Raw genomic sequence first — 21,833 nt, forward strand, 5'->3', positions numbered from 1 at the left:
CTCCAGGACGGCCGCGTACGGGCGGTCGCCCTCCCGCAGGCGGTCCCCGACGAGATCGACCAGGCCGTCCGACGCCTCGCCCGTGAGGGCGGGGTGGGCCGCGACCAAGCGAAGGAGGCGATTGTTGTTCCACACCTGCTGCCGGCGCCCGGCCAACACCGCCAGCAGGTCGGTGGAGGCGGCCGGGTTGTCGGCGATCGCGTGCCAGACGAACGGGTACTCGCCGATCGCCAGTCGGCGCAGGACGTCGGGATTCGAGGTCCGTTCGGCGAGCCGCCGGTAGTCGCCGCCGTCGTGCAGGTGCTTGAGCGCCTCCATGTCGTCCGTCGTGTCCGTCGTGTCCGTCGCGGCCGTCACGTCTGCCCCCTCGCCGTCCTTCGTGCAGGGGCGCGACCCTAACCGTCCGCCGATCCGCCCTCATCCCACTTGCCGGCGGGGGTGCTGAGGGCGGTGGCCGGGAGAGTGGGCAGCGGTCCCTCCGGCGGCAGCGTCCAGGCGTCCGGGTCGGGGGCGAACGGGCCGGTGCGGTCCCGGAGCTGGGCGAGGGCGAGCTCCCGGGCCCGGTCCAGCTGTCGGTGGGTGGCCTCGTCAACGACGCCGAGGCGCCGGGCCTGGGCGTACTCGTCCTCGTCCTTCCAGCTGTACGACGACAGATCGGGGGTGATCACGAGGTCCAGGAAGAGGTCGAGGGTGTCGATGCCGATGGCCGTCCGGCGGTACGGGCGCTCGAAGTTGACGTACCAGCGCAGCGGCCGGCCGTCGGGTGTCAGGAAGCGGTGCACGCTGAACGGCACTCCGGCGGTGAAGCGGCTGAGCACCACGGTGTCGCGCCAGGTCCAGTGGGCGAGTTCCCACCGGCCGGAGGCGAGGTCGTGGACGCAGTCCAGGCGCAGGGCGTCGTCTCCGGCGTGCGCGGCGACGGTCCAGCTGGCCGGGGCCAGGCTCTCCGTACCCGGGCGGGCGGTGAGGGTCAGGACGTCACCGTCGTCCGCGAGCACGGTGTAGGGCATGGCCGACCAGACCCGGCCGTGGGCGACGTCCCGCCGTACGGCGGTGCCGCTCGGGGCGAAGAGGCAAGCCGAGCCCGGGGCCGTCACCGGACGTAGTAGGCGCGGTTGTGGGCGGCGACCGGCGGGGACTGGTAGGTCCAGACCCCGGCCGCCGGGGCGTCGGCGATCAGGTGAGCGAGGTCGCGGGCGGACTCCTCGGCGGGGTTGCCGAGGTCGAGCCGGACGCGGTCGGCGGTGCGGTCGTCCAGCGCGTAGTAGCGGTAGGGCTGGTAGACGTTGAGCGGTCCGGCCAGCAGCTTGCCCTCGTCGTCGGTGCCGTAGCCGGTGATCGGGGTGTTGTTGACGGACTCGGGGGTGAGGCCGACCAGGTTCACGTCCAGGGCGAGGAGTTCCTCGTCGTGGCGGCTCAGCCCGTCCGGCCCGAGGGCGGCCCGACGGCAGGAGACCGACCAGCGTTCGCGCACGTCGGGCGCGTTGAGGGAGGGCAGGGTGGTCTCGAACCAGCCCGGGTGCTTGGGCTCGGCGTACAGCCGGCGCCCGGCGTCGATGGCGAGCGGGTTGTCGCAGAGCACGTGCAGCCTCGCGATGCCGAGCAGCTTGGTCTGGTCGTAACCCCGGGCGTACTGGCCGTAGTTGACCACCGGCATCCGCTCCTCGGCGAAGACCGGGTGGGCGATCAGGTTGATCTCCAGCTCCTGGGTGATGCCGCCGCCGTTCGGATACTGGGCGAAGTAGAGCTGGAAGTTGAGCGAGACGCAGGCCCCGCCGTCGAAGGCGGCGACGCTCAGCCCGGGGTGGCGCTTGGCGAGCAGTTCACTCGCCCGCGCACGGTCGACCAGGTAGTCGACACCGACGTTGTGCAACGCACCGTAGTGGAAGGGCAGGTGGTACGGCTCCGGTACGGGCGGCAGCGGCAGGCCGGTCATGAGGGCTCCGAGGACGAGGGGGACGAGGAGGACGAGGAGGACGGCGAAGGGGACGACGACGGGGACAACGCGGGTGAGAACACGGGCGCTACGGGGACACGGCTGGCGGCCGGGGGCGCCACGGCCGCCGGGCGGTGCAGCTCCAGCAGGTCGCGGTGCATCCGCTCGGCGCTGCGCAGCGCGAGGGCGGCCATGGTGAGCGAGGGGTTGGAGGTGCCGAGGGAGGGCATCGACCCGCAGCCGACGGCGTACAGGTTGGGGTGCTCCCAGCACCGCTGCCAATGGTCGACCACCGAGTTGGCGGGCGAGTCGCCCATGATGTGGGTGCCACCGGCGTGGCCGGCGCCCCGGTAGCCGTGGACGGTTCCCCGGTGTTCGAGCCGTCCCGGCCATTCGGCCGCCGGGTAGGCGGTGTGGTCCTCGGCGCCGAGCAGCGCGAACAGCTGGTCGGAGACGGCCCGGGCCGAGGCCATGCCCTCGCGGACGTACTCGGAGACGTCGTAGCGGATGGCCGGGCTCGGCAGGCCGAGCGGGTCGCGCCGGTCCCGGTCGAGGGTGACCCGGTTGGCCGGGTCGGCGGGCTGCTCCAGCTCGAACTGGAGCGAGAACTGACGGCCCAGCCGGTCGCCGAGCCGCTCCCGGAGCTCCTTGCCCCGGAGGCCCGCCGCGAGCAGCGACGCCGCCTCGGCCTCCGGCGCGCCGCCCGCCCAGGACCAGCCCCAGTTGCCGATCTCGATCCGGAACGGCGCCCGGCGGTCCCGCCCGGGCCCGAAGCGGAACGCCTCCAGGCCGCTGGTGGAGCCGGGCCCCCGGTAGGGGCCGACCGGTCGGGGCATCAGCCCCCAGGTGAGCAGGGCCGGGTGGTCCATCAGGTTCCGGCCGACCTGGTCGCTGCGGTCGGCCAGACCGGAGAGGAGCAGCAGCCGGGCGTTCTCGATCGCGTGCGCGGCGAGGACGACCAGGTCCGCCGTCACCCGGTGGGTCGTGCCGCCGGCGAGGTACTCGACTTCCCGGGCCCGCCCGGTCTCCGGGTCGGCCAGCACCCGGCTGACGACGGCCTCCGTTCGCAGTTCGACCCCGGCCGCCCAGCGGGCCTGGGTACGCATCGGGGTGTACTTGGCCCCGCTCGGGCAGGCCGGGACACAGCTGGAACTGCCCGCGCAGAGCGGCCCGTCCGCGGAGCCGGGCCTGGTCGGCACGCCGTTGCGGGCGTGCGGGGTGGCGGTGACGGCGAGCCGGGCGGGGCCGGGCACGGCGGGGTCGCGGACGGTCCGGCCGTCGAGGGCCCGGGCCAGCTGCCGGTCGAGGTAGCTGGCCGGGATGGCCCGCATCGGGAAGTCGTAGCCGTCCGGGATGGGCAGTCCGACGGCACGGCGCTGCTCCTCGGCGTCGGCGGCGACGCCGAGTTCCCGTTCGGCCTCGCGGTAGTGGGGTTCCAGGTCGTGGTAGCCGATTGGCCAGTTGCGGCCGTGGCCGAGGTCGCCGGTGCGGAAGTCCTCGGGGTGCATGCGCGGGGTGAGTCCGGTCCAGAGCAGCCCGGTGCCGCCGTTGGCGCGCAGGTAGCCGCTGGCGTAGGGCAGCGGCCCGTACTGGCGGAGGTGGCCGGTGGCGGTGAAGCCGCCGTCCGGGTTCCCGGTGAGGTCGGTGACGTCGGGTGACGGCGCCTCGGGGCTGTGCGGGTAGGGCGAGGTGGGCGGTCCGCCGCCGGCCGCACGGTGGGCGGTGGCGGCCTCGGCGCCGGTGGGCGCGGCCCGTCCGGCCTCCAGGACGAGGACCCGCCAGCCCTGTGCGCCCAGGCGGTGGGCGACCAGTGTCCCGGCGAAGCCCGCGCCGACCACGACGGCGTCCCAACGGGCGGTCACCGGCCCTCACCACCGTTCTCCGGTGCCACTGCCCCGGTGCCCCGCGATGCGGTGCCTCCCGACGTCGCGGCCCCGCCCAGGATCTCCGCCCCTCCCCGGACCTCGGGGCCCGGAACCTCGGCGCCCCGGGGCGCGCCGGCCCAGCTGCCGTGCCCGGGGGCGGCGGCGCCGGGCGGGACGGCGTGGAAGGTCCGCCAGACCAGCCCCTGGTCGTGGGCGCGGGCGGAGGAGGGCGCCTCGCCGGGCCAGGCGCCGACGTACCAGAGGTGGACCAGGGCGTGCTCGTCGCGGACCCGGTGGGCCAGCGTGGTGCGGTGGTGCTCGTCCGCCATGCCGGTGGAGCGCAGTTCGGGCACGTCGAAGCCGGTCAGCTCGGCGCAGACGCGGAGGAACTCGTCCGGGTCGGCCAGGGCGTCGACGTACGCCTTCGCTCCCGGGTCCCAGCGCTCCGCCAGGTCGTAGTCGGCCGGACGGTTGTCGGACACGGACACGCGTGCACCCCCACGATCGGCAACGGGTGGCCGAGGCATGACAGGCCGTACGGCGCAACGGTCCGTACGGCACGACAGGCCCCGCACAACGCGGCAGGTCCGGGGCCGCCGGTCCTCACGGGGACGGCCCTGCCTGCCACCGCGATCCTGCCGCCCGCCCTCACCACCGGAAACGCGTTGCACGAATCTGCCCGGACTTCATCACCCTGTGCCCGGTCGGCCGTCCATCCCGATCATCCGGCGTCCGCTTCCGGTCGGCCCAGCGCCCGCACCGCCGCCAGGACGTCCAGGCCCAGCTCCGGGTCGGCGTCCTCGGGGAGGCTGACGGACAGCCGGGTGACCAGCCCCGCGTAGCGGCGGTGGATCTCCCCCGCGACCTCCTCGACCGGACCGCAGACCGCGAAGGCGTCGAACACCTCGTCGTCGATCAGCGCGGCCATCTCCGCCCAGCGCCCGCGAACCGAGTGGGTGTGCAGCTCCTCCTGGAGCCCCTCCCAGCCGTGCTGCGCCAGCACCCGGCGGTAGGCCGGCGTGGAGGCGTAGAACGCGAGCCGCTCGCGGGTGGCGGCCCGGTTGGCCGCCAGCTCCTCCTCGGTGCGGCCGGTGGCGGTGAGCACGTTGCCGACGATCTCGAACGGCCGCCCCGTCCACGCGGCGCCCTCCGCCTCGGCCCGGGCCCGTTCCTCGGTCAGGCCCGGCAGCACCTGCTCGGCCAGGTAGGCGGTGGAGGAGAACGGGTGGCTCAGGAAGCCGTCGGCCACCGCCCCGGCGGTCCGGGTCATCAGCGGCCCGACGCCCGCCAACAGGATGCGCGGCACCCCGGACGGGACCGGATCCGGCGAGAACACCGGCGTCATCACCGTGTGGGTGTAGAACTCGCCCCGGAAGCGCAGCCGTTCGCCGGTCTGCCAGCTGTGCCAGATCGCCCGCACCGCGTGCACGTACTCGCGCATCCGGGCGGCCGGGCGGTCCCAGGGCATCCCGAAGCGCTTCTCGATGTGCGGCTTGACCTGCGAGCCCAGCCCGATGACGGCCCGTCCGCCGGAGGCCGCGTGCAGCCCCCAGGCCTGGTAGGCGAGCGTCATCGGGGTCCGCGCGAAGGCCACCGCGATGCCGGTGGCCAGCTCGATCGACTCGGTCCGGTCGGCCGCCCGGGCGAGCTGGAGGAACGGGTCGTACGCGGTCTCGGCGACCACCAGCCGGTCCATGCCCCGGCGTTCGGCCCGCTCGGCGGCGTCCAGGATGCCCGCCGGGTGTCCGGAGGCGGTGGCGTCGAGGCGCAGGGCGGCGGGTCGGAGGGCGGCGGGTCGGTCCATGGCGGTGCTCCTGGTCGCGGGCGGCGGTGCTACCCGGGTAGCCTGCCACGCCCCGCCCCGGGCCCCCGGGCCCCGGACCGACCGCCGCCCCCTCACCGACCGCCGACGGCACCGCCCGCACCGCCCGCACCATCCGCACCACCCGGCGCCGCGAACAGCCGGTCCAGGTGCCGGTCGACGGCCGTGAGCACGGCGGCGGGCTCGACCACGTCCAGCTCCAGCAGCGTGGTGAACCCGGTGAGCGCGAGCAGCAGGTCCGTCTCCACCACCGGGTCGCGGTCGGCCGCGAGCTGCCCGTCGGCGATCGCCTGCCGGACGATCCGCTCGACCATCGCCCGCCCCTGGAGCAGTCCGCCGCGCGCCCGCGCGTGGACCTCCTCGTCGTGCAGCGCCTCCAGCACGTAGGCGGCGCTCATCCGGCTGGTCGCCCGCGCGTCGGCGTGCAGGGGCAGCAGCTCGACCAGCATCGCCCGCAGCACGTCGCGCGGGTGCGGCCGTTCGCCGAGCTCCGCCAGTGCCCGGCCGACCCGCAGCCCGCTCTGCTCGCCGGCGAAGTCCATCGCGAAGGTGAGCATCTGCGCCCGGGAGCCGAAGTAGTGCTGGAGCTGCCCGAGCGAGATGCCCGCCTCCTGGGCGACCTCGCGCATCGTCAGGTGCGTGGCGCCGCGCCGCTCCACGACCCGCCACAGCGCGCGGGCGATCGTCTCGCGGCGTTCCCGGTGGTCGACCTGCTTGGGCATCGGCGGCGGCTCCTCGGATTCTCCCCGCGGGCCGCGGAAGCCGCGGACCCTGCGGGATCTTTTCCATACGCTTGACATAATACAGCTGACCTATAACGTGGGAAGCCTTCCGAGGGAGGAGCGTCCACATGTCGGAGCAGCCCGTCATCCGCACCACCGAAGGACTCGTCCGCGGCCGCTGGGAGCCGCGGCGCGAGCCGGAACAGCACTCGGAGCAGCACCACGAGCAGCGAGGCGGCCGGGAACTCGCCGTCTTCCGCGGCATCCGCTACGCCCAGCCGCCCGTCGGAGCCCTCCGCTTCGCCGCCCCCGCCGCCCCCGAGCCGTGGGACGGCGTCCGCGAGGCCGTCGCCTTCGGCCCCGTCGTCCCCCAGTCCGGGCCGATGCCCGCCGGGTCCGGCGAGTCGTCCGAGGACACCGACTGGCTGACGCTCGATGTCTGCACGCCCGATCCGGGCGCGGCCGGGCTGCCGGTCCTGGTCTGGATCCACGGCGGCGGATTCATGTCCGGCACCGCCGGCGACCCGCTGTACGACCCGACCGCCCTGGCCTCCGCCGGGCTGGTCGTGGTGGCCGTCAACTACCGCGTGGGCGCCGAGGGCTTCGCCCTGCTGGAGGGCGCCCCGGCCAACCGGGCCTTCCTGGACCAGATCGCCGCCCTGCACTGGGTGCGGCGCAACATCGCCCGGTTCGGCGGGGACCCGGCCCGGGTGACCGTCGCCGGGCAGTCCGCGGGCGCCGGCTCGGTCGCCGCCCTGCTGGCGATGGACCCGGCCCGCGGCCTGTTCCGGCGGGCCGTCGCCCACTCGGTGCCGGGCAACCACTGCACCCCCGCGCTGGCCGCCGAGGTCACCGCCGAGCTCGCGAAACTGCTCGGCACCGTCCCCACCGCCGCCGCGCTGGCCGAGGTGCACCCCTGGCGCCTGGCCTCGGCGGTCACCGAGCTGAATGCCGCGCTGCCGGACCACGTCGCACGCTGGGGCCGACTGGCACGGAGCGGCATCGCCACCGTCCCGGTGGTCGACGGCGAGATCCTGCCGGGCTCCCCGTGGTCGGCGCTGACCGCCGGCGTGGACCTGCTGGTCGGTCACACCCGGGACGAGTTCCGGCTGTTCAGCGTCCTCAGCGGCCGACACGGCGGCTTCACCGAGGAGGAGGCGCAGCGCATGCTGAAGGCGTTCGCGCCGACGCCGGGCGGCCCGGACGCCTACCGGTCCGCCCTCCCCGGCGCGACGCCCTCCGAACTCCTCGAAGCCGTCGGCTCCGACGCCCTGTTCCGGGTGCCGTCCCTCCGGCTGGCCGAGGCCAACGCGGCCGCCGGCGGCACCTCGTACCTCTTCGAGCTCGCCCTGCCCGCCCCCGCCCTCGGCGGCGTCCTCGGCGCCTGCCACGGCCTGGACGTACCGCTCGCGTTCGGCAGCCTGGACAGCCCGACGGCGCGGCAGTCGCTCGGCGACCCGCCCCCGCCGGAGGCCGTCCGGGTGTCGGCGGAGCTGCGCCGGGCCTGGGTCCGGTTCGCCACCACCGGCGACCCGGGGTGGCCCGCCTTCGATCCGGACGAGCAGCTCACCCGCGTCCTGGACGCCCGCTCGGAGACCGTCCGCTACCCGGAACAGGCCGCCCGCCGGATCTGGGCGGGGCACCCCCTCACCGCCTACGACCTGCGCTGACGGGGGCCCGGCCGGACGGGGAGTCCGAGGGCGGGTGCCGTGGACGGCCGTACGGCGCGGGCGCATGCCCGCGCCGTACCCGCCGTGGGCTCCTCACCCGTTCAGGCAGCTCCCGTGCACGGGCGACCGCACGGACCGGCCGTTCCGCTGCTACTTCCCCTACTTCCCCTACTTCCCCGCGTCCTTCAGCAGCCGCAGCAGCCCGGTCGCCACCAGGGCCGAGGAGGCCGGGTTCTGACCGGTCACCAGGTTGCGGTCGACCACCGCGTGCGGCGCCCAGGGCTCGCCCTCCTCGAAGTCCACGCCGAGCCCGACCAGCCGGTCCTGGAGCAGCCACGGCGCGCGGTCCGCCAGGCCGGCCTGGGTCTCCTCGGCGTTGGTGAAGCCGGTCACCCGGTACCCGGCGAAGGGCGAGCCGCCGTCCTCGGTCCGCGCGGCGAGCAGCGCGGCCGGGCCGTGGCAGACCACTCCGAGCGGGCGCCCGGAGGCGAGCACCCGGGTGAGCAGCCGGCCGGAGTCGGCGTCGACCGCCAGGTCCTCCATCGGACCGTGGCCGCCGGGGTAGAACACGGCGTCGTAGTCGGCCGGGTCGACCTCGGCCAGCACCAGCGGCTGCCGGAACTCGACGATCCCCGCCAGTTCCTCGGCCATCGCCGGGTCGGTCAGACTGGCCCGGTCCGCGACCGGGACGACACCGCCGGGGGTGGCGACGGCGACCCGGTGGCCGGCCTCGGCGAAGGCCCGGTACGGGACGACCGCCTCCTCCGCCCAGAAGCCGGTCGGGTGCTCGGTGCCGTCGTTCAGGGTCCAGACCTTCGAACCGGTCAGGACGAACAGGATGTCGGCCATGGGGGTGTGCCTCCGGGGGTGCCGCGGTCTCCGCCACGACGGTCCGCCGCGGCGCTCACGCGGTCGACGCTAGACGCGCCCGGCCCGCGGGAACCAATGGGCCACGCGATACGAGGCATCGGAATTCCGATACCTCACCCGGACCGTCGATCCGGTCGCCGAGCTCAGCGCCGAACCCACCATCGGGGCCACCATCGGGCCCACCGCCGAGCCATCGGAATCCCGTACGCTCACGGGCATGAGCGATCGCCCGGCCACCGGCTCCGGCCCGCTGGACCTCAACCAGCTGCGGACCTTCCTCGCCGTGCACCGGGCGGGCTCCTTCACCGCGGCCGCGCACCTGCTGGGCCTCTCCCAGTCCACGGTGACCGCGCAGATCCGGGCACTGGAGCAGCGGCTCGGCCGGGAGCTGTTCGAACGCCGGGCCCGCGGGGTCAGCCCGCTGCCGTACGCCGACGACCTCGCCGCCCGCCTGGCCGGGCCCCTGGACCGGCTCGCGGGCCTCGCCGACGGGCGCGGTGGCGGCGCGCCGGAGCCGGTGCACCTGGCCGGGCCGGCCGAGTTCCTCGGCACCGTCCTGCTGGCCGAGCTGGCCCCGCTGGTCGCGCAGGGCGTCCAGCTGCGGGTGACCGGCGGGCTCACCGACCCGCTGCTGGCGGAACTGCGCGCCGGGCAGCACGACCTGGTGGTCGCCACCCGGCGTCCGCGCGGCCGGACGCTGCTCGCCGAACCGCTCGCCGACGAGGAGTTCGTTCTGGTCGCGGCCCCGGTCTGGGCCGAGCGGCTGGCCGGCCGGGAGCTGCCCGACGCGCTGGCCGAGGCACCGCTGCTCAGCTACGCCGAGGACCTGCCGATCGCCCGCCGCTACTGGCGGCACGTCTTCGACCGGCGGCTGCACGCCCGGGCCGCGGTCACCGTGCCGGACCTGCGGGCGCTGCTCTCGGCGGTGACCGCGGGCGCGGGCTGGAGCGTGCTGCCCGGCTACCTGTGCCGGGCCGAACTCGCCTCCGGGGCCCTGCGGTTGCTGCACGAGCCGGCCGATCCGCCGATCAACACCGCCTACCTGGTGCGCCGCCCGGCCGGCTCGGCCAACCCGCACGTGGCCCTGGTCCGCGAACACCTGCTGGCCGCGGCCCGCACCTGGGGCTGACCGGCCGCACCCCCGCCGACCGGCCGCCCACCAGCCCCACACCGCGCCCCGGGATCAGACCGCCAGGTCCCGCCGTTCCAGCAGCCGGAAGGCCGCCACCAGCCCGAGCAGCCCCACCCCGAGCAGCACGCCGAACGCCGCCCACGGCACCCCGCCGTGGCCGAGCACGTCGCCCGGCGCGTAGTAGTGGAACGGGCTGAGGTAGCGCAACGGCCGGGCCGGGGACCAGGCCAGCGCGACGAAGTTGAGCGCGAAGCCGACCGCGCCGAAGGCGACGGCCGCGCCGACCACATGGGCCCGCCGCCGGCTGACCGCTGAGACCGCCAGCACCGGTCCGGTCAGGCAGAACGCGAGGGCGCAGCCGAGCAGTCCGGCGGTGAACACCGCGCCCTCCGGGACGGCCTCGCGCAGCGGCGCGGAGGCGGCCACCCCGAGCGCGAGGGTCAGCGTGGCGGCGGCGTTGAGCAGCACCGAGGCGGCGACCAGGGCGCCGGTCCGCTCGGCGAGCAGCCGGCGGCGGGAGACCGGGCGGGTCATCAGCAGCTCGATGGTGCCGGACTCGACGTCGGCCGCGACGGCGGCGGCGCCGAGCGAGCCGATCACGGTCAGCTGGAGGGCGATCCAGAACGGGTGGGTGAGCCCGGCGCCGAGCAGGCCGGGGTAACTGGCGATGGAGACGTCGCCGTTGGAACCGCTGAAGGCCTTGAACGCGCCGGGCGGGGTGCGGCCGCCGCCGAACAGGTCGCCGGGCGGGATGGTCCCGGCGATCACCACGATCAGGGCCTCGAAGACGACCATGCCGAACAGCAGGGAGAGCAGCATCCGGCGCCGCCGGTGCAGGGCGAGCCAGACCAGCGGGAGGCGGCGGTTGACGGTGCCCGGGTTCACGGCCGCTCCTCCCGCTCCGGCCGGCTGCCGCCGGTCGAAGGCTCCTCGGCCCCGACGGACCGGTAGAGGTCGAGGAAGGCCTCGTCCAGGCCCGCCTCCTCCACCGTCAGGTCGGCGACCGGCAGTTCGGCGAGCAGGCTGCGCACCGCCGCGACCACCTCGTCCGGCGGCACCAGCAGCTCCACCCGCGGGCCGTCCCAGCGCGGCGACCACCGCTCGGCGGCGCCCAGCGGCCGGGCGCCCCGCCCGTCGTCGAGGAGCAGCCGGACCCGGCGGGCCCGGGCCTGGCGCAGCTCGGCCACCGAGCGGACGGTGACCAGCCGGCCGTGGCGGACGATGGCGACCCGGCCGCAGGTCCGCTGCACCTCGGGCAGCACGTGGCTGGAGAGCAGGACGGTCCGTCCGGCCGCGGCCTCCTCGGCGAGCAGTTCGTAGAAGGTCTCCTGGACGAGCGGGTCGAGCCCCTCGCTCGGCTCGTCCAGCACCACCACCGGCGGCCGGTGCTGGAGCGACTGGACGAGTCCGAGCTTCTGCTTCATGCCGCGCGAGTACTGCCCCACCGGCCGGGCCAGGTCGGCCCGGGAGAGCTTCAACCGCTCGCACAGCTCGCGCTGGCGCGGGACCGGGGCGCCCTGGAGGGCGGCGAGCAGGTCGAGGGTCTGCTGCCCGGTGAGCTCGGGGTAGAGCCGCAGTTCGCCGGGCAGGTAGCCGATCGAGGGGGCGAGCCGGCCGTGGTCGGCCACCGGGTCCAGGCCGAGCACCCGCACCTGCCCGTCGCTGGGGCCGAGCAGGCCGACCAGGCAGCGCAGCGTGGTGGTCTTGCCGGCGCCGTTGGGGCCGAGCAGGCCGAACACCTCGCCGGCCTCGACCGACACGTCCAGCTGTTCGATGCCGACCGTACTGCCGTAGCGCTTGGTGAGCGCCCGCAGTTCGATCACCGGACCGCCTCCGGTGCCCCGGCGGTCGACGGCTGGATCCGGGCTTCCCGGCATGACCACCTCCTGTGAGGGACGCGCCCGACGGTGCCGGACGGGCTCCAGCGACGGGATGCGACCTGTCGCCGGACGCGCCCCGGTGACGGACGCGTCCGACATCCAAGCGCGCCCGGCCGGGCGAGTCGAGGGACGCGGCCGAAACGGAGGGTGTCTCACCCCTTGCACACCCCCAGCGGCACCAGCCGGGCGACCTGCCGGGCGAGCCCCGCGGCCTCGGTCACGGCGGCCACCGCGTCGACGTCCTTGTACGCCTCGGGGGTCTCCTCGGCCAGCGCCCGCCAGGAGGCCGGCCGCACCGCGATCCCCCGCGCCTCCAGCTCGCTCTTCAACCGCTCGCCGCGCACGGTGCGCAGCGCCTGGTGGCGGCTCAGCACCCGCCCGGCGCCGTGGCAGGCGGAGCGGAAGGCCTCGTTGCCGGGCAGTCCGACCATGACGTACGAGGCGGTGCCCATGGTGCCCGGCACCAGCACCGGCTGCCCGGCCTCCACCAGGTCGGCGGGCAGGTCGGGGTCGCCCGGCGGCAGCGCCCGGGTGGCGCCCTTGCGGTGCACGCACAGCGTCCGGAGCTCGCCGTCCACCTCGTGGGTCTCCAGCTTGGCGAGGTTGTGCGAGACGTCGTAGACCAGCTCCAGCCCGACCCCGAGCACCGTGGCGAAGGCGCGGCGGGCCGCCTCGGCGAGCAACTGCCGGTTGGCCCGGCCGTAGTTGGCGGCCGCGGTCATGGCGCCCAGGTAGGCGCGGCCGCGCGGGGAGTCGACCGGGGTGCAGGCGAGCTGGCGCTCCGGGAGCTCGATCCGGTAGCGGTGCAGTTCGCGGTCCATGGCGCGGACGTGGTCGGTGCAGATCTGGTGGCCGAGGCCGCGCGAGCCGCAGTGGATCATGACGCAGACCTGGCCCGGCCGCAGTCCGAAGGCGGCGGCGGTCCGCGGGTCGTGCACCCGGTCGACGGCCTGCACCTCCAGGAAGTGGTTGGCCGAGCCGAGGCTGCCGACCTGCTGCAGCCCGCGCTCGACGGCCCGGGTGCTCACCTCCCCGGGAGCCGCGCCGGCCAGCACGCCACGGTCCTCGCAGCGTTCCAGGTCGCGCGGCACGCCGTGGCCGTGCTCGACGGCGTAGCGGGCGCCGCCGATCAGCAGCTCGTCCAGTTCCTCCGGTCCGCCGAGCCGCCACAGGCCGCCCCGGCCCAGGCCGCGCGGGACGGTGCGGTCCAGCAGGTCCATCAGGCGGCCGATCCGCTCCGGGTCGAGTTCGTCCCGGTTGACCCCGGCCGCCAGCAGCCGGACCCCGCAGGAGATGTCGAAGCCCACCCCGCCCGGCGAGACCACCCCGCCCCGCTCGACGTCGGTCGCGGCGACCCCGCCGATCGGGAAGCCGTAGCCCCAGTGCACGTCCGGCATCGCGTAGGAGGCGCGGACGATCCCGGGCAGCGTCGCCACGTTCGCCACCTGCTCCAGCGCCTTGTCCCCGGCGGCCTGCGGCAGCAGCGCGGCGCTCGCGAACACCACCCCGGGCACCCGCATCGGCGGGCGCGGCTCGATCCGCCAGCGGTACCGGCCGGCCTCGGTCAGTGCGATCTCCACCTCGCTCACCCCGCTCCCGCGGCTCCGGCCCACCGCGCCGGGACCGGGCTCAGACGTCCACCGTGGCCTGGCAGGTCCAGCCGTCCGGCCCGGCGCTCAGGTCCAGGTCGTGCAGTGAGACGGCCTTCGGCACGGCGCCGACCAGGGCGGCCGTGGCGGCGTCGGCCATCCGGAACCGGACCGCCACCCGACGGGCGCCGTCCAGGCCCTCGATCGGACCGACCGCCACCGCCACCGGCAGCTCGCCGTCGACGTCCATCCGGTAGACGACCTCCTCCAGGACGCCCGCCAGCAGGTCCGGATCGCTCACCGCGAGGACCGTGCAGCCGCGCTCACCGACGATCCGCGCGCCGGCCAGGTCGGCGAAGCTGCCGACGACGCCGTGCACCAGCTCGCCGATACAGCCCTCCGCCGTCGGCGCCCAGGCCTCGACCCGCAGGTCGGCCGTGTGCGGCACACTCCGGTGCCCGCCGGCGGACCGGCCGGCAGGCTCGTCTCCGTCCACGAGCGACGCCTCCCGCACCCGTTTCCCTCTCCCCTCCAGCCTCGTCCCGCGGCCCACCCGGGGGCAAATGCGGCCGATCCGGCGGCCGGGTGCCGCAGCAGGCCCTCGCGCAGGGCGATGGCGTACGGCCGAACGGTGGCCGTGCCTGCGCGACGGGCAGCGCGTCATGCCCGATCAGGCAGCCCGGACTGCCTTCGCGCCTCTGGTGGAGCCCCTGCCCGTCTGTTAGTCAGGAGGGTGACCGCCTGCCGTGCGAGAGGGAGACCATGCACGCCCAGCACAGCGCGAAGACCGATGAGGCCGAGCGCAGCCGTCCACCGGCGAGCAAGCCCGCGATCGGGGGCGCGCCGCCTCTCCTGGCCCTCCAGCGCAGCGTCGGCAACGCGGCGGTCGTCCGGATGCTCCGCCGGACCGGACGGCCAGGGGCTCAGGAAGAGCCCAGGCAGGGCGGCGAATTCGACCACGGGCAGGCCGAGCACGCCGTTCAGCGCTCCACCGTCCAGGACGTGCTGCGCTCCCCGGGGCGTCCGCTCGACCACGGCACGCGCGCCGAGATGGAAGGCCGGCTCGGCGCGGACTTCTCGGACGTCCGCATCCACACGGACGCGGCCGCGCGGGCCTCGGCAGTGGACGTGGGCGCCCGCGCCTACACCTCCGGCCACCACGTCGTCATCGGCGAGGGCGGAGGCGACAAGCACACCCTCGCCCACGAACTCACCCACGTCATCCAGCAGCGCCAGGGCCCCGTCGCCGGAACGGACGACGGCACCGGGCTGAAGGTCTCCGACCCCTCCGACCGCTTCGAACGCGAGGCCGAGGCCAACGCCGTTCGCGTCATGCGGCGGTCGGTGCTTCCGCCGGCGCGGACCGAGGGCGGAGCCGCCGTCGGCACCCGTACCGACGTAGCGGTGCAGCGCGCGACGGCGGAGGAGGACCGCGAGGTCGCGGCGAACCTCGCGGAGGCCGCCGGCGGGCGCCTCGGGAGCACCGAGCCGTGGGCGCGCGAGACGTTCGATCCTCACGACACGGAGATCGGCGCGGACAGGACCGGTGTCCACATCGCCAGCGTCCAGGCCCCCACGGACAAGGTGATGAAAGCGGGTGCGCAGTGGTCGGCCGTCGAGCTGGATAAGAAGAAGAAGCTCCTGGGCGAGGCGCTGGACACCGCGTTCCTCGAATGGAGCAAGCGGTACGACCCGGAGCAGGTGTACATCTTCACCGCGCCGGAGTACTACTTCAGCGGCCAGGGCACCCACTTCCTGAGCGGGGACCAGGCGGCCGGCGTGGACGAGTGGCTCGCCGACCGCCTGGCGATCCTGCCCAGCAACTACCTGGTGGTGCCGGGAACCATCGGCCGCCGCCGTTCCCTCGACGCGCACGAATCGGACCAGGCGCGCGCCGAACAGCAGGAGGGCCGGAAGCGGCTCAAGGAGAACATGGGTGCCGACAACGGATACGCCAAGGACTCGGTAGCGGAGCTGGAGGAGATCTGGGAGCAAGGACCTGACCCCGACGGGTCGGGCAACGTGACCGTGTTCGACAACTACGCGCGTGTCTTCCAGGGCGGCCAGGATCCGAAGACCTACACGAAGCGTTTCGAGGCGCCGGACTGGGGAGGAGCTCCGGACCGTTCACAGGAGGAGATGGAGCAAGGCTTCTTCGCCATCGGGCAGGAGAACTTCGAGACCACGGTGAAGGGCGTTCAGGTCCGTCTCCAAATATGCTCGGACAACGCCGCGGAGAGCCTCTGGAACGAACCGTACGAAGGCGTCCACATCCTGGTGGCGGCGAACTTCGGCGACGCGGGCGAGAGCCAGGCCAACATGCATGGGGACACCTTCGTCGTGGCCGACTCGGGACATTCCCAGCTCTTCGAGGCCGACAATCCGGTCCCGCCGGCGGACAGCGTCGAGGACCTCCGGTACCACGCTGCCGAGAAGCGGAAGATGACGGGCAAGAGCCCGGAGGCGACCAGCACGAAGGGACCGGTCTCGCTGAACTTCTACCGCACGGCGACCCGGGAACCCAGCGCCCAGTAGGCGCTGGCGCGGTGGGCGAGGCCGATCGCGTGCCCTGCGGGTGCCCCTGGCCGCCGGGTCAGGCCGTGGGGAACTCGACCCGGACGCGCAGTCCGCCCGTGCTGCCGGGGTCGGCGGTGACGGTGGCGTGGTGGGCGCGCGCGATGGAGGCGACGATGGACAGGCCGAGGCCCGCGCCCTCACGCGGGCTGTGCCGACGCTCCTGGAGGCGGCGGAAGGGCTCGAAGAGGTAGGGGACCGTCTCCGGCGGCACCTGGGGGCCGGTGTTGGCGACCTCCAGGACGCCGTCGCGCACGTCGACGTCGACCCGGCCGCCGTCGTGGTTGTAGCGCAGGGCGTTGCCGACCAGGTTGCGTACCAGGTGTGCCAGCAGCACCGGATCACCGTCGACGGACACGGGGGCGGTGTCGGTCCGGACGGTGACGCCGTTCGCCCGGGCTTCCTCCGGGGCGGCGCACTCGGCGGCCACCGCGCGGGCCAGCTGGTCCAGTGCGACCGGTTCGCGGTGGTCCAGCCTCTGGTCGGAGACGGACAGCAACAGCAGGCCCTCGATGAGCCGTTCGCTGCTCTCTGAGACCTCGATCAGTTTGCGGCGGACCCGGGCGACGGCGGCCGGGTCCCCGGTGGCCAGCCCGATCTCGGCCGCGGCCCGCTGCACCGCGAGCGGGGTCCGCAGTTCGTGTGCGGCGTTGGCCGCGAACCGCTGCTGCGCACCGACCAGTTGCTCCATGCGGTCGAGCATGTCGTCGAAGGTGTCGGCGAGCTGTTTGAGTTCGCCCGGGGGTGCGTCGAGGGCGATCCGCTCGTGCAGGTTCTCACCCGAGAGCCGCCGCGCCGTGTTGGTGATCACCGCCACCGGGCGCAGCACCCGTCCCGACATCCACCAGGCCAGTGCCATCGAGATGACGGCGAAGGCGGCCAGAGCGATCAGGGAGACGGTCAGCAACTGGTTCTGGGCGGCCTGCTCGGCGGCCTGGGTGACGACCTTGACGGCCTGGAAGTGGGACTGTCCGCCGTCGGCGGGGTCGGTTCCGGCGGGGGCGCTCCCGGGTGGGGCGTTCGCGGGTGCGGCGGTTCCCACCGTGAGGGTCTTCGCCGCCGCGGCCGGGTCCGGGGTCGCCAGTGTGGCCAGTCGCGGTTCGACGGCGACGGCCGTGCTGATCGAGGTGTACAGCCCCTCCCGGACCAGGAAGTTGACCAGGACGATGAGCATGGCCCCGGCGAGGACGAGCAGCCCGCCGTAGAGCATGGTCAGCCGGCCCCGCTCCCCGCCCGGCAGCCGCGGGCGTGCTCTGCCGGGCCGCCGCGGGCGCGCTCTGCCCGGCAGCGGAAGCAGCGGAAGGCGGTTCGGGCCGACCGGGGCGGAGCGCCTCACGCCGGGACGCCGATGCGGTAGCCGTGGCCGGGCACGGTGTCGATGACCGAGGGCTCGCCGAGCTTGGCGCGGAGCTTGCTGAGGGCGACCCGGACCGCGTTGGTGCGGTATCCCATGTTCCGCTCCCACACCTGGTCGATCAGGTCCTCACCGCTGACCACGGCGCCCTCGGCCTGCATCAGCACCTCCAGGACGCCGAACTCCTTGCGGGACAGGGCGAGGTAGCGGCCCTCCCGGAAGGCCTGGCGGCGGGCGGTGTCGAGGGTGATGCCGGCACGTTCGATGACCGGCGGAAGGGCGGGGTGGGTGCGGCGGCCGAGGGCCAGGACCCGGGCCAGCAGTTCCTCGTAGGCGAACGGCTTGGTGAGGTAGTCGTCCGCGCCCAGGTCCAGGCCGTCGACGCGGTCGCGGACGGTGCCGGCGGCGGTGAGCATCAGCACCCGGGTCAGCAGCCGCTGCTCGACGACGCTCCGGCACACCTCGTCGCCGTGCGCTCCGGGCAGGTCGCGGTCGAGTACGAGCACGTCGTAGTCGGTGAGGCGCAGCCGTTCCAGCGCGTCGGCGCCGTTGTACACGACGTCGACGGCCAGGGCGTCGCGCCGCAATCCCTCGGCGATCATGTCCGCCAGGAATTCCTCGTCCTCCACGATCAGTACACGCATGACATCAGGTGTACCTGAAAGCCACCTTTCGTCGCCGTAAAGGTCTCGGCTGACAGCGGCGAAACGCGGGTGCGTGCCAGCCTCTGCGTCGTCGGTCACCCGGTATCGGAGACGTATCGGACACGGTGGCCGGCCACTCGCAATCGGACTCGGAGGAATTTTCCATGCGGAACCACATGCGGAACCACAGGTACGGCGCGGCGGCCGTGCTGGTGGCGGGGATGGCGCTGTTCACCGCTGCCTGTGGCGGAGGCGCCACGGGCGCCGGCGGGGGCGGCGGCTCGGACTCGTCGGGCAGGGGCGCGGCGGCGGACCAGGCCTACGAGCACCGTAAGTGCCTGCGCGAACACGGCGCCCAGGTGAAGGAGCCGGAGCCGGGCCAGGACCCGCGGGGCCTGGTCCTCGAGGGCGGCCAGGACAAGATGGCGGAAGCCCTCAAGGCCTGCGGTGGAGCCGGTGGCGCGGGCGGCGCGAAGATGTCCCAGGCCGACAAGGACAGGGCGCTCAAGTTCGCCCAGTGCATGCGCGGTAACGGTGTGGACATGCCGGACCCGAAGTTCGACGGCGACTCGGCGATGTCGGGACAGGCGATGAAGGTCCCGGAGGGCCCCGACAAGGACAGGTTCGACAAGGCGAACAAGGCGTGCAGTGGTCAGAATGCGGAGTGAGCGCGGGCGGAGCCGCCGAACGTACCTGATCGCCGCGCTGGTCACCTCGGTCTCGCTGGTGGGCGGGGTCACGGCCCTGTCGCAGACCGGCGGCGGCGCGAGCGCCGGCACGGACCGCACGGACGGGCTGCCACCGAGCACGGGCTCGGTGGAACGGCAGGACCTGAGCAGCCGGACCCAGGTGGACGGGACCCTCGGGTACGCCGAGGAGCGCCGGTTCAACGCCGGTGTGACGGGCACCCTCACCTGGCTCCCGGAGGCCGGCGCGGTGGTGGAACGCGACGGGGTCCTCTACGAGGTCGACGGCCGGAAGGTCCGGCTCATGGTCGGCGAGCGCCCCGTGTACCGGACGCTGAAGGCCGGCGACAAGGGGCCGGACGTCAGACAGCTGAAGGAGAACCTCCGCGCCCTGGGCCACGGCAAGGGGCTGGCCGCGGACGAGGAGTTCACCCCCGGCACCGTGGAGGCGGTCAAGCGCTGGCAGAAGGCCCACGGTCTGGCCCAGACCGGCGAGATCGGCCCCGAGCAGATCGCCTTCTCGCCCGGTCCGGTGCGGATCAAGAAGAACGACGCGGCCGTCGGCGACCAGGCCGCTCCCGGCAAGCCGGTCCTCACCACCACCGGCTCCGAACGGCAGGTGCAGATCAGGATCGACGTCTCCCGGGCCGACCTCGCCAAGCCCGGTACCCGGGTCGAGGTCGCTCTGCCCGGCGGCGGCAGGGCCAAGGGCAAGGTCGCCTCCGTCGACCGCACCATCGGTGAGGACGGCAAGGAGCAGGGCTCCCAGGACAAGCCCGCCAAGATCACCGCCCGGGTGGTCTTCGACGACCCGGGGCAGGCGGAGGGCTTCGACCGGGCGCCGGTCACCGTCGAGCTCGAGGGCGAGGTCCGCGAGGACGTGCTGACGGTACCGGTCAACGCCCTGCTCGCGCTGACCGGCGGGGGCTTCGGCATCCAGGTCGTGGAGAACGGGAAGGTGCGCGAAGTCCCGGTCGAGCTCGGCATGTTCGGACAGGGCCGGGTCGAGGTCAGCGGGACCGGCCTGGCCGAGGGAATGAAGGTCGGGGTGCCCACGTCATGAGCGCGGTGGTCGAGTTGAACCAGGTTACCAAGGAGTACCCGGGCGGGGTGGTGGCGCTGCAGGGGGTGGACCTGCGCATCGGAAGCGGCGAACTGCTCGCCATCGTCGGCCCTTCGGGGTCGGGCAAGTCCACCCTGCTGCACATCGTCGGCACCCTGGACCGGCCCAGCGCCGGATCCGTCACCCTGGCGGGCCACGACGTCGCCGCCCTCTCCGACCGCCGGCTGTCCGCCCTGCGCGCCCGGCACATCGGCTTCGTCTTCCAGTCCTTCCACCTGGTGGCCGGGGTCAGCGCCCGGGACAACGTCGCCGAGGGCCTGCTCTACTCGGGCCTGCCGCGCGCCCAGCGCCGCAGGCGCGCGGCCCTGGCCCTGGAGCGGGTCGGGCTCGCGGACCGCATGCACCACCGGCCGCACGAGCTGTCGGGGGGCCAGCGGCAGCGGGTGGCGATCGCCCGGGCGATGGTCGGCGAGCCGGACCTGCTGCTGGCCGACGAGCCGACCGGCGCGCTGGACTCCGCCTCGAGCGAAGCGGTGATGGAGCTGCTGCACGACCTCAACGCCGACGGTGCCACCATCGCGGTGATCACCCACGACGGCGAGATCGCCGACAGCCTGCCCCGCCAGGTCCGGATCCGCGACGGCCGCGTCGTGGCGGACCTGCGCACCGGCGCCGCCGTCCCGGCCGATCGGGGTGGGGAGCGATGAGCCGCACACGGCTCTCCCCGGCCCGGCTCGGCCCCCGTGACGTCCTCCACGTCGGCTCGGCCGGCCTGCGCACCCGGCCGCTGCGGGTGGTGCTGTCCGCGCTGGGCATCGCCATCGGCATCGCCACCATGATCGCGGTGGTCGGCATCTCCTCCTCCAGCAAGGCCCAACTCCTGCGGCAGCTCGACCGGTTGGGCACCAATCTGCTGGTGGCCTCGCCCGGCCAGGGGCTGTTCGGCGAGAAGGTGAAGCTGCCCGAGGAGTCGGTCGGCATGCTGAGCCGCGTCCCCGGGGTCGAGCAGGTCGGCGCGACCGGTGACCTGGCGCAGTCCGTCCGGCGCAGCGAGAAGATCCCCGACGAGGAGACCGGCGGCATCACCGTGAAGGCCGCCACCGAAGGACTGCTGGACGTCGTACGCGGCGCGGTCGGCTCGGGCACCTGGCTCAACGAGGCCAACGGGCGCTACCCGTCGACGGTGCTCGGACACGTCGCGGCCCAGCGCCTGGGCATCACCGCCCCCGGTCAGCAGGTCCACATCGGCGGCCGGTACTTCACCGTCATCGGCATCCTCGACCCGCTGCCGCTGGCTCCCGAGATCGAGCGGGCCGCCCTGGTCGGCTGGGACGGCGCCGGCACGCTGCTGGGCTTCGACGGCCACCCGACCCAGATCTACGAACGGTCGACGGACCGGACGGTCAGCGCGGTCCGCGAGCTGATCCCCCGCACCGTCGATCCGCAGAACCCGCACAACGTGCAGGTCACCGACCCCTCCTCGGCCCTCCAGGCCAAGGCCGCCACCGAGGGCGCGTTCACCGACCTCCTGCTCGGACTGGGCGGGGTGGCGCTCCTGGTCGGCGGCGTCGGGGTCGCCAACACGATGATCATCTCGGTGCTGGAGAGGCGCCACGAGATCGGACTGCGCCGCTCCCTGGGCGCCACCAGGGGCCAGATCCGCCTCCAGTTCGTGACGGAGTCCCTCCTGCTCTCCGGACTGGGCGGGCTGGCCGGCGTGGCCCTGGGCGCGGCCGCCACCTACGCCTTCGCCGCCTCGGGCGGCCTGCCCTGGGTGGTCCCCCCGTGGGCCGTCACCGGGGGCTTCGCCGCCACCCTGCTCATCGGCACGGTCGCCGGCCTCTACCCGGCCGTCCGGGCCGCCCGCCTCTCCCCGACCCTCGCCCTCCACGCCGCCTAGCGGGCCGCACGGGTGGGGCACCCCTCCGGGCGCCCCACCCGCCGGTCCACGGCCTGCCGGCCAGGGCACGGGTGGCCCGGCTCCAGCAATCCCGCGCCACTCTGCCGGACGTCAGTGTCAGGGTGG

General features: G+C 74.5%; 21 protein-coding genes. 7 read left to right on the forward strand and 14 right to left on the reverse strand.

The window, feature by feature from the left end; genetic code table 11:
- The 7 genes from ACFU7Z_RS08865 to ACFU7Z_RS08895 form a co-directional block, all read right to left on the reverse strand.
- The coding region (locus ACFU7Z_RS08865; protein ID WP_380777060.1) for a hypothetical protein at positions 1–357 on the reverse strand (357 nt) is incomplete at its 3' end.
- A gap of 38 nt (positions 358–395) precedes the next feature.
- On the reverse strand, positions 396–1,097 hold the full coding sequence (locus ACFU7Z_RS08870; RefSeq protein WP_380777061.1) for a DUF402 domain-containing protein: 702 nt from the start codon (positions 1,095–1,097) through the stop codon (positions 396–398).
- Positions 1,094–1,936 (reverse strand): hypothetical protein, encoded by an 843-nt coding sequence (locus ACFU7Z_RS08875; protein ID WP_049652491.1) that lies wholly within the window; start codon positions 1,934–1,936, stop codon positions 1,094–1,096. Before ACFU7Z_RS08875 ends, ACFU7Z_RS08870 begins: the two co-directional genes overlap by 4 nt.
- Complete coding sequence (locus ACFU7Z_RS08880) at positions 1,933–3,798, reverse strand: GMC family oxidoreductase (RefSeq protein ID WP_380777062.1); 1,866 nt, start codon at positions 3,796–3,798, stop codon at positions 1,933–1,935. Before ACFU7Z_RS08880 ends, ACFU7Z_RS08875 begins: the two co-directional genes overlap by 4 nt.
- Positions 3,795–4,289, reverse strand: coding sequence for a hypothetical protein (locus ACFU7Z_RS08885; RefSeq protein ID WP_074003538.1), 495 nt, complete (start codon positions 4,287–4,289; stop codon positions 3,795–3,797). The genes ACFU7Z_RS08880 and ACFU7Z_RS08885 overlap by 4 nt, the downstream gene beginning before the upstream one ends.
- Positions 4,290–4,522: 233 nt before the next feature.
- Positions 4,523–5,605 (reverse strand): TIGR03617 family F420-dependent LLM class oxidoreductase, encoded by a 1,083-nt coding sequence (locus ACFU7Z_RS08890; protein ID WP_380777063.1) that lies wholly within the window; start codon positions 5,603–5,605, stop codon positions 4,523–4,525.
- A gap of 92 nt (positions 5,606–5,697) precedes the next feature.
- Positions 5,698–6,345 (reverse strand): TetR/AcrR family transcriptional regulator, encoded by a 648-nt coding sequence (locus ACFU7Z_RS08895; protein ID WP_380777064.1) that lies wholly within the window; start codon positions 6,343–6,345, stop codon positions 5,698–5,700.
- Between the two features lie 128 nt (positions 6,346–6,473).
- Between ACFU7Z_RS08895 and ACFU7Z_RS08900 the strand changes: the two genes are divergently transcribed.
- Positions 6,474–8,015 carry a carboxylesterase/lipase family protein gene (locus ACFU7Z_RS08900; RefSeq protein WP_380777065.1) on the forward strand — a complete coding sequence of 514 codons (1,542 nt, stop codon included), beginning with the start codon at positions 6,474–6,476 and terminating at the stop codon, positions 8,013–8,015.
- 168 nt (positions 8,016–8,183) lie between these two features.
- On the opposite strand, the gene ACFU7Z_RS08905 is transcribed toward ACFU7Z_RS08900, so the two are convergent.
- Entirely contained in the window at positions 8,184–8,864 is a 681-nt protein-coding gene (locus tag ACFU7Z_RS08905) for a type 1 glutamine amidotransferase domain-containing protein (RefSeq protein ID WP_380777066.1), read from the reverse strand.
- Positions 8,865–9,102: 238 nt separating this feature from the next.
- Between ACFU7Z_RS08905 and ACFU7Z_RS08910 the strand changes: the two genes are divergently transcribed.
- A complete protein-coding gene (locus ACFU7Z_RS08910; protein ID WP_074003542.1) occupies positions 9,103–10,014 on the forward strand; it encodes a LysR family transcriptional regulator in 912 nt (303 codons plus the stop codon).
- A 54-nt stretch (positions 10,015–10,068) separates the two neighbouring features.
- Here ACFU7Z_RS08910 and ACFU7Z_RS08915 read toward each other — a convergent pair whose 3' ends face one another.
- The 4 genes from ACFU7Z_RS08915 to ACFU7Z_RS08930 form a co-directional block, all read right to left on the reverse strand.
- Entirely contained in the window at positions 10,069–10,902 is an 834-nt protein-coding gene (locus ACFU7Z_RS08915; protein ID WP_380741677.1) for an ABC transporter permease subunit, read from the reverse strand.
- Complete coding sequence (locus ACFU7Z_RS08920; RefSeq protein ID WP_181970457.1) at positions 10,899–11,894, reverse strand: ABC transporter ATP-binding protein; 996 nt, start codon at positions 11,892–11,894, stop codon at positions 10,899–10,901. Before ACFU7Z_RS08920 ends, ACFU7Z_RS08915 begins: the two co-directional genes overlap by 4 nt.
- 155 nt (positions 11,895–12,049) lie before the next feature.
- Positions 12,050–13,477 (reverse strand): RtcB family protein, encoded by a 1,428-nt coding sequence (locus ACFU7Z_RS08925; RefSeq protein WP_380777067.1) that lies wholly within the window; start codon positions 13,475–13,477, stop codon positions 12,050–12,052.
- 49 nt (positions 13,478–13,526) lie between these two features.
- Positions 13,527–13,934, reverse strand: coding sequence for an archease (locus ACFU7Z_RS08930; RefSeq protein WP_234348327.1), 408 nt, complete (start codon positions 13,932–13,934; stop codon positions 13,527–13,529).
- Positions 13,935–14,248: 314 nt separating this feature from the next.
- Here ACFU7Z_RS08930 and ACFU7Z_RS08935 point away from each other — a divergent pair, with 314 nt between their 5' ends.
- Positions 14,249–16,021: a DUF4157 domain-containing protein gene (locus ACFU7Z_RS08935; protein ID WP_380777068.1), complete on the forward strand. Its 1,773-nt coding sequence runs from the start codon at positions 14,249–14,251 to the stop codon at positions 16,019–16,021.
- 58 nt (positions 16,022–16,079) lie between these two features.
- Here ACFU7Z_RS08935 and ACFU7Z_RS08940 read toward each other — a convergent pair whose 3' ends face one another.
- Positions 16,080–17,270 (reverse strand): HAMP domain-containing sensor histidine kinase, encoded by a 1,191-nt coding sequence (locus tag ACFU7Z_RS08940; RefSeq protein WP_117486476.1) that lies wholly within the window; start codon positions 17,268–17,270, stop codon positions 16,080–16,082.
- Between the two features lie 122 nt (positions 17,271–17,392).
- Positions 17,393–18,058, reverse strand: coding sequence for a response regulator transcription factor (locus ACFU7Z_RS08945; protein ID WP_049650922.1), 666 nt, complete (start codon positions 18,056–18,058; stop codon positions 17,393–17,395).
- Between the two features lie 221 nt (positions 18,059–18,279).
- Here ACFU7Z_RS08945 and ACFU7Z_RS08950 point away from each other — a divergent pair, with 221 nt between their 5' ends.
- The 4 genes from ACFU7Z_RS08950 to ACFU7Z_RS08965 are packed head-to-tail and all read left to right on the forward strand — an operon-like array spanning position 18,280 to position 21,707.
- A complete protein-coding gene (locus ACFU7Z_RS08950) occupies positions 18,280–18,726 on the forward strand; it encodes a hypothetical protein (RefSeq protein ID WP_380741683.1) in 447 nt (148 codons plus the stop codon).
- The gene (locus ACFU7Z_RS08955; protein WP_380777069.1) at positions 18,716–19,807 is read left to right on the forward strand and encodes an efflux RND transporter periplasmic adaptor subunit; all 1,092 of its coding nucleotides are present in this window, start codon (positions 18,716–18,718) and stop codon (positions 19,805–19,807) included. Before ACFU7Z_RS08950 ends, ACFU7Z_RS08955 begins: the two co-directional genes overlap by 11 nt.
- On the forward strand, positions 19,804–20,514 hold the full coding sequence (locus ACFU7Z_RS08960; protein WP_380777070.1) for an ABC transporter ATP-binding protein: 711 nt from the start codon (positions 19,804–19,806) through the stop codon (positions 20,512–20,514). The genes ACFU7Z_RS08955 and ACFU7Z_RS08960 overlap by 4 nt, the downstream gene beginning before the upstream one ends.
- Positions 20,511–21,707, forward strand: coding sequence for an ABC transporter permease (locus ACFU7Z_RS08965; RefSeq protein WP_380777071.1), 1,197 nt, complete (start codon positions 20,511–20,513; stop codon positions 21,705–21,707). Before ACFU7Z_RS08960 ends, ACFU7Z_RS08965 begins: the two co-directional genes overlap by 4 nt.
- Positions 21,708–21,833 lie beyond the last annotated feature (126 nt).

It is taken from the genome of Kitasatospora sp. NPDC057518 (assembly GCF_042802075.1).
GTDB lineage: Bacteria > Actinomycetota > Actinomycetes > Streptomycetales > Streptomycetaceae > Kitasatospora.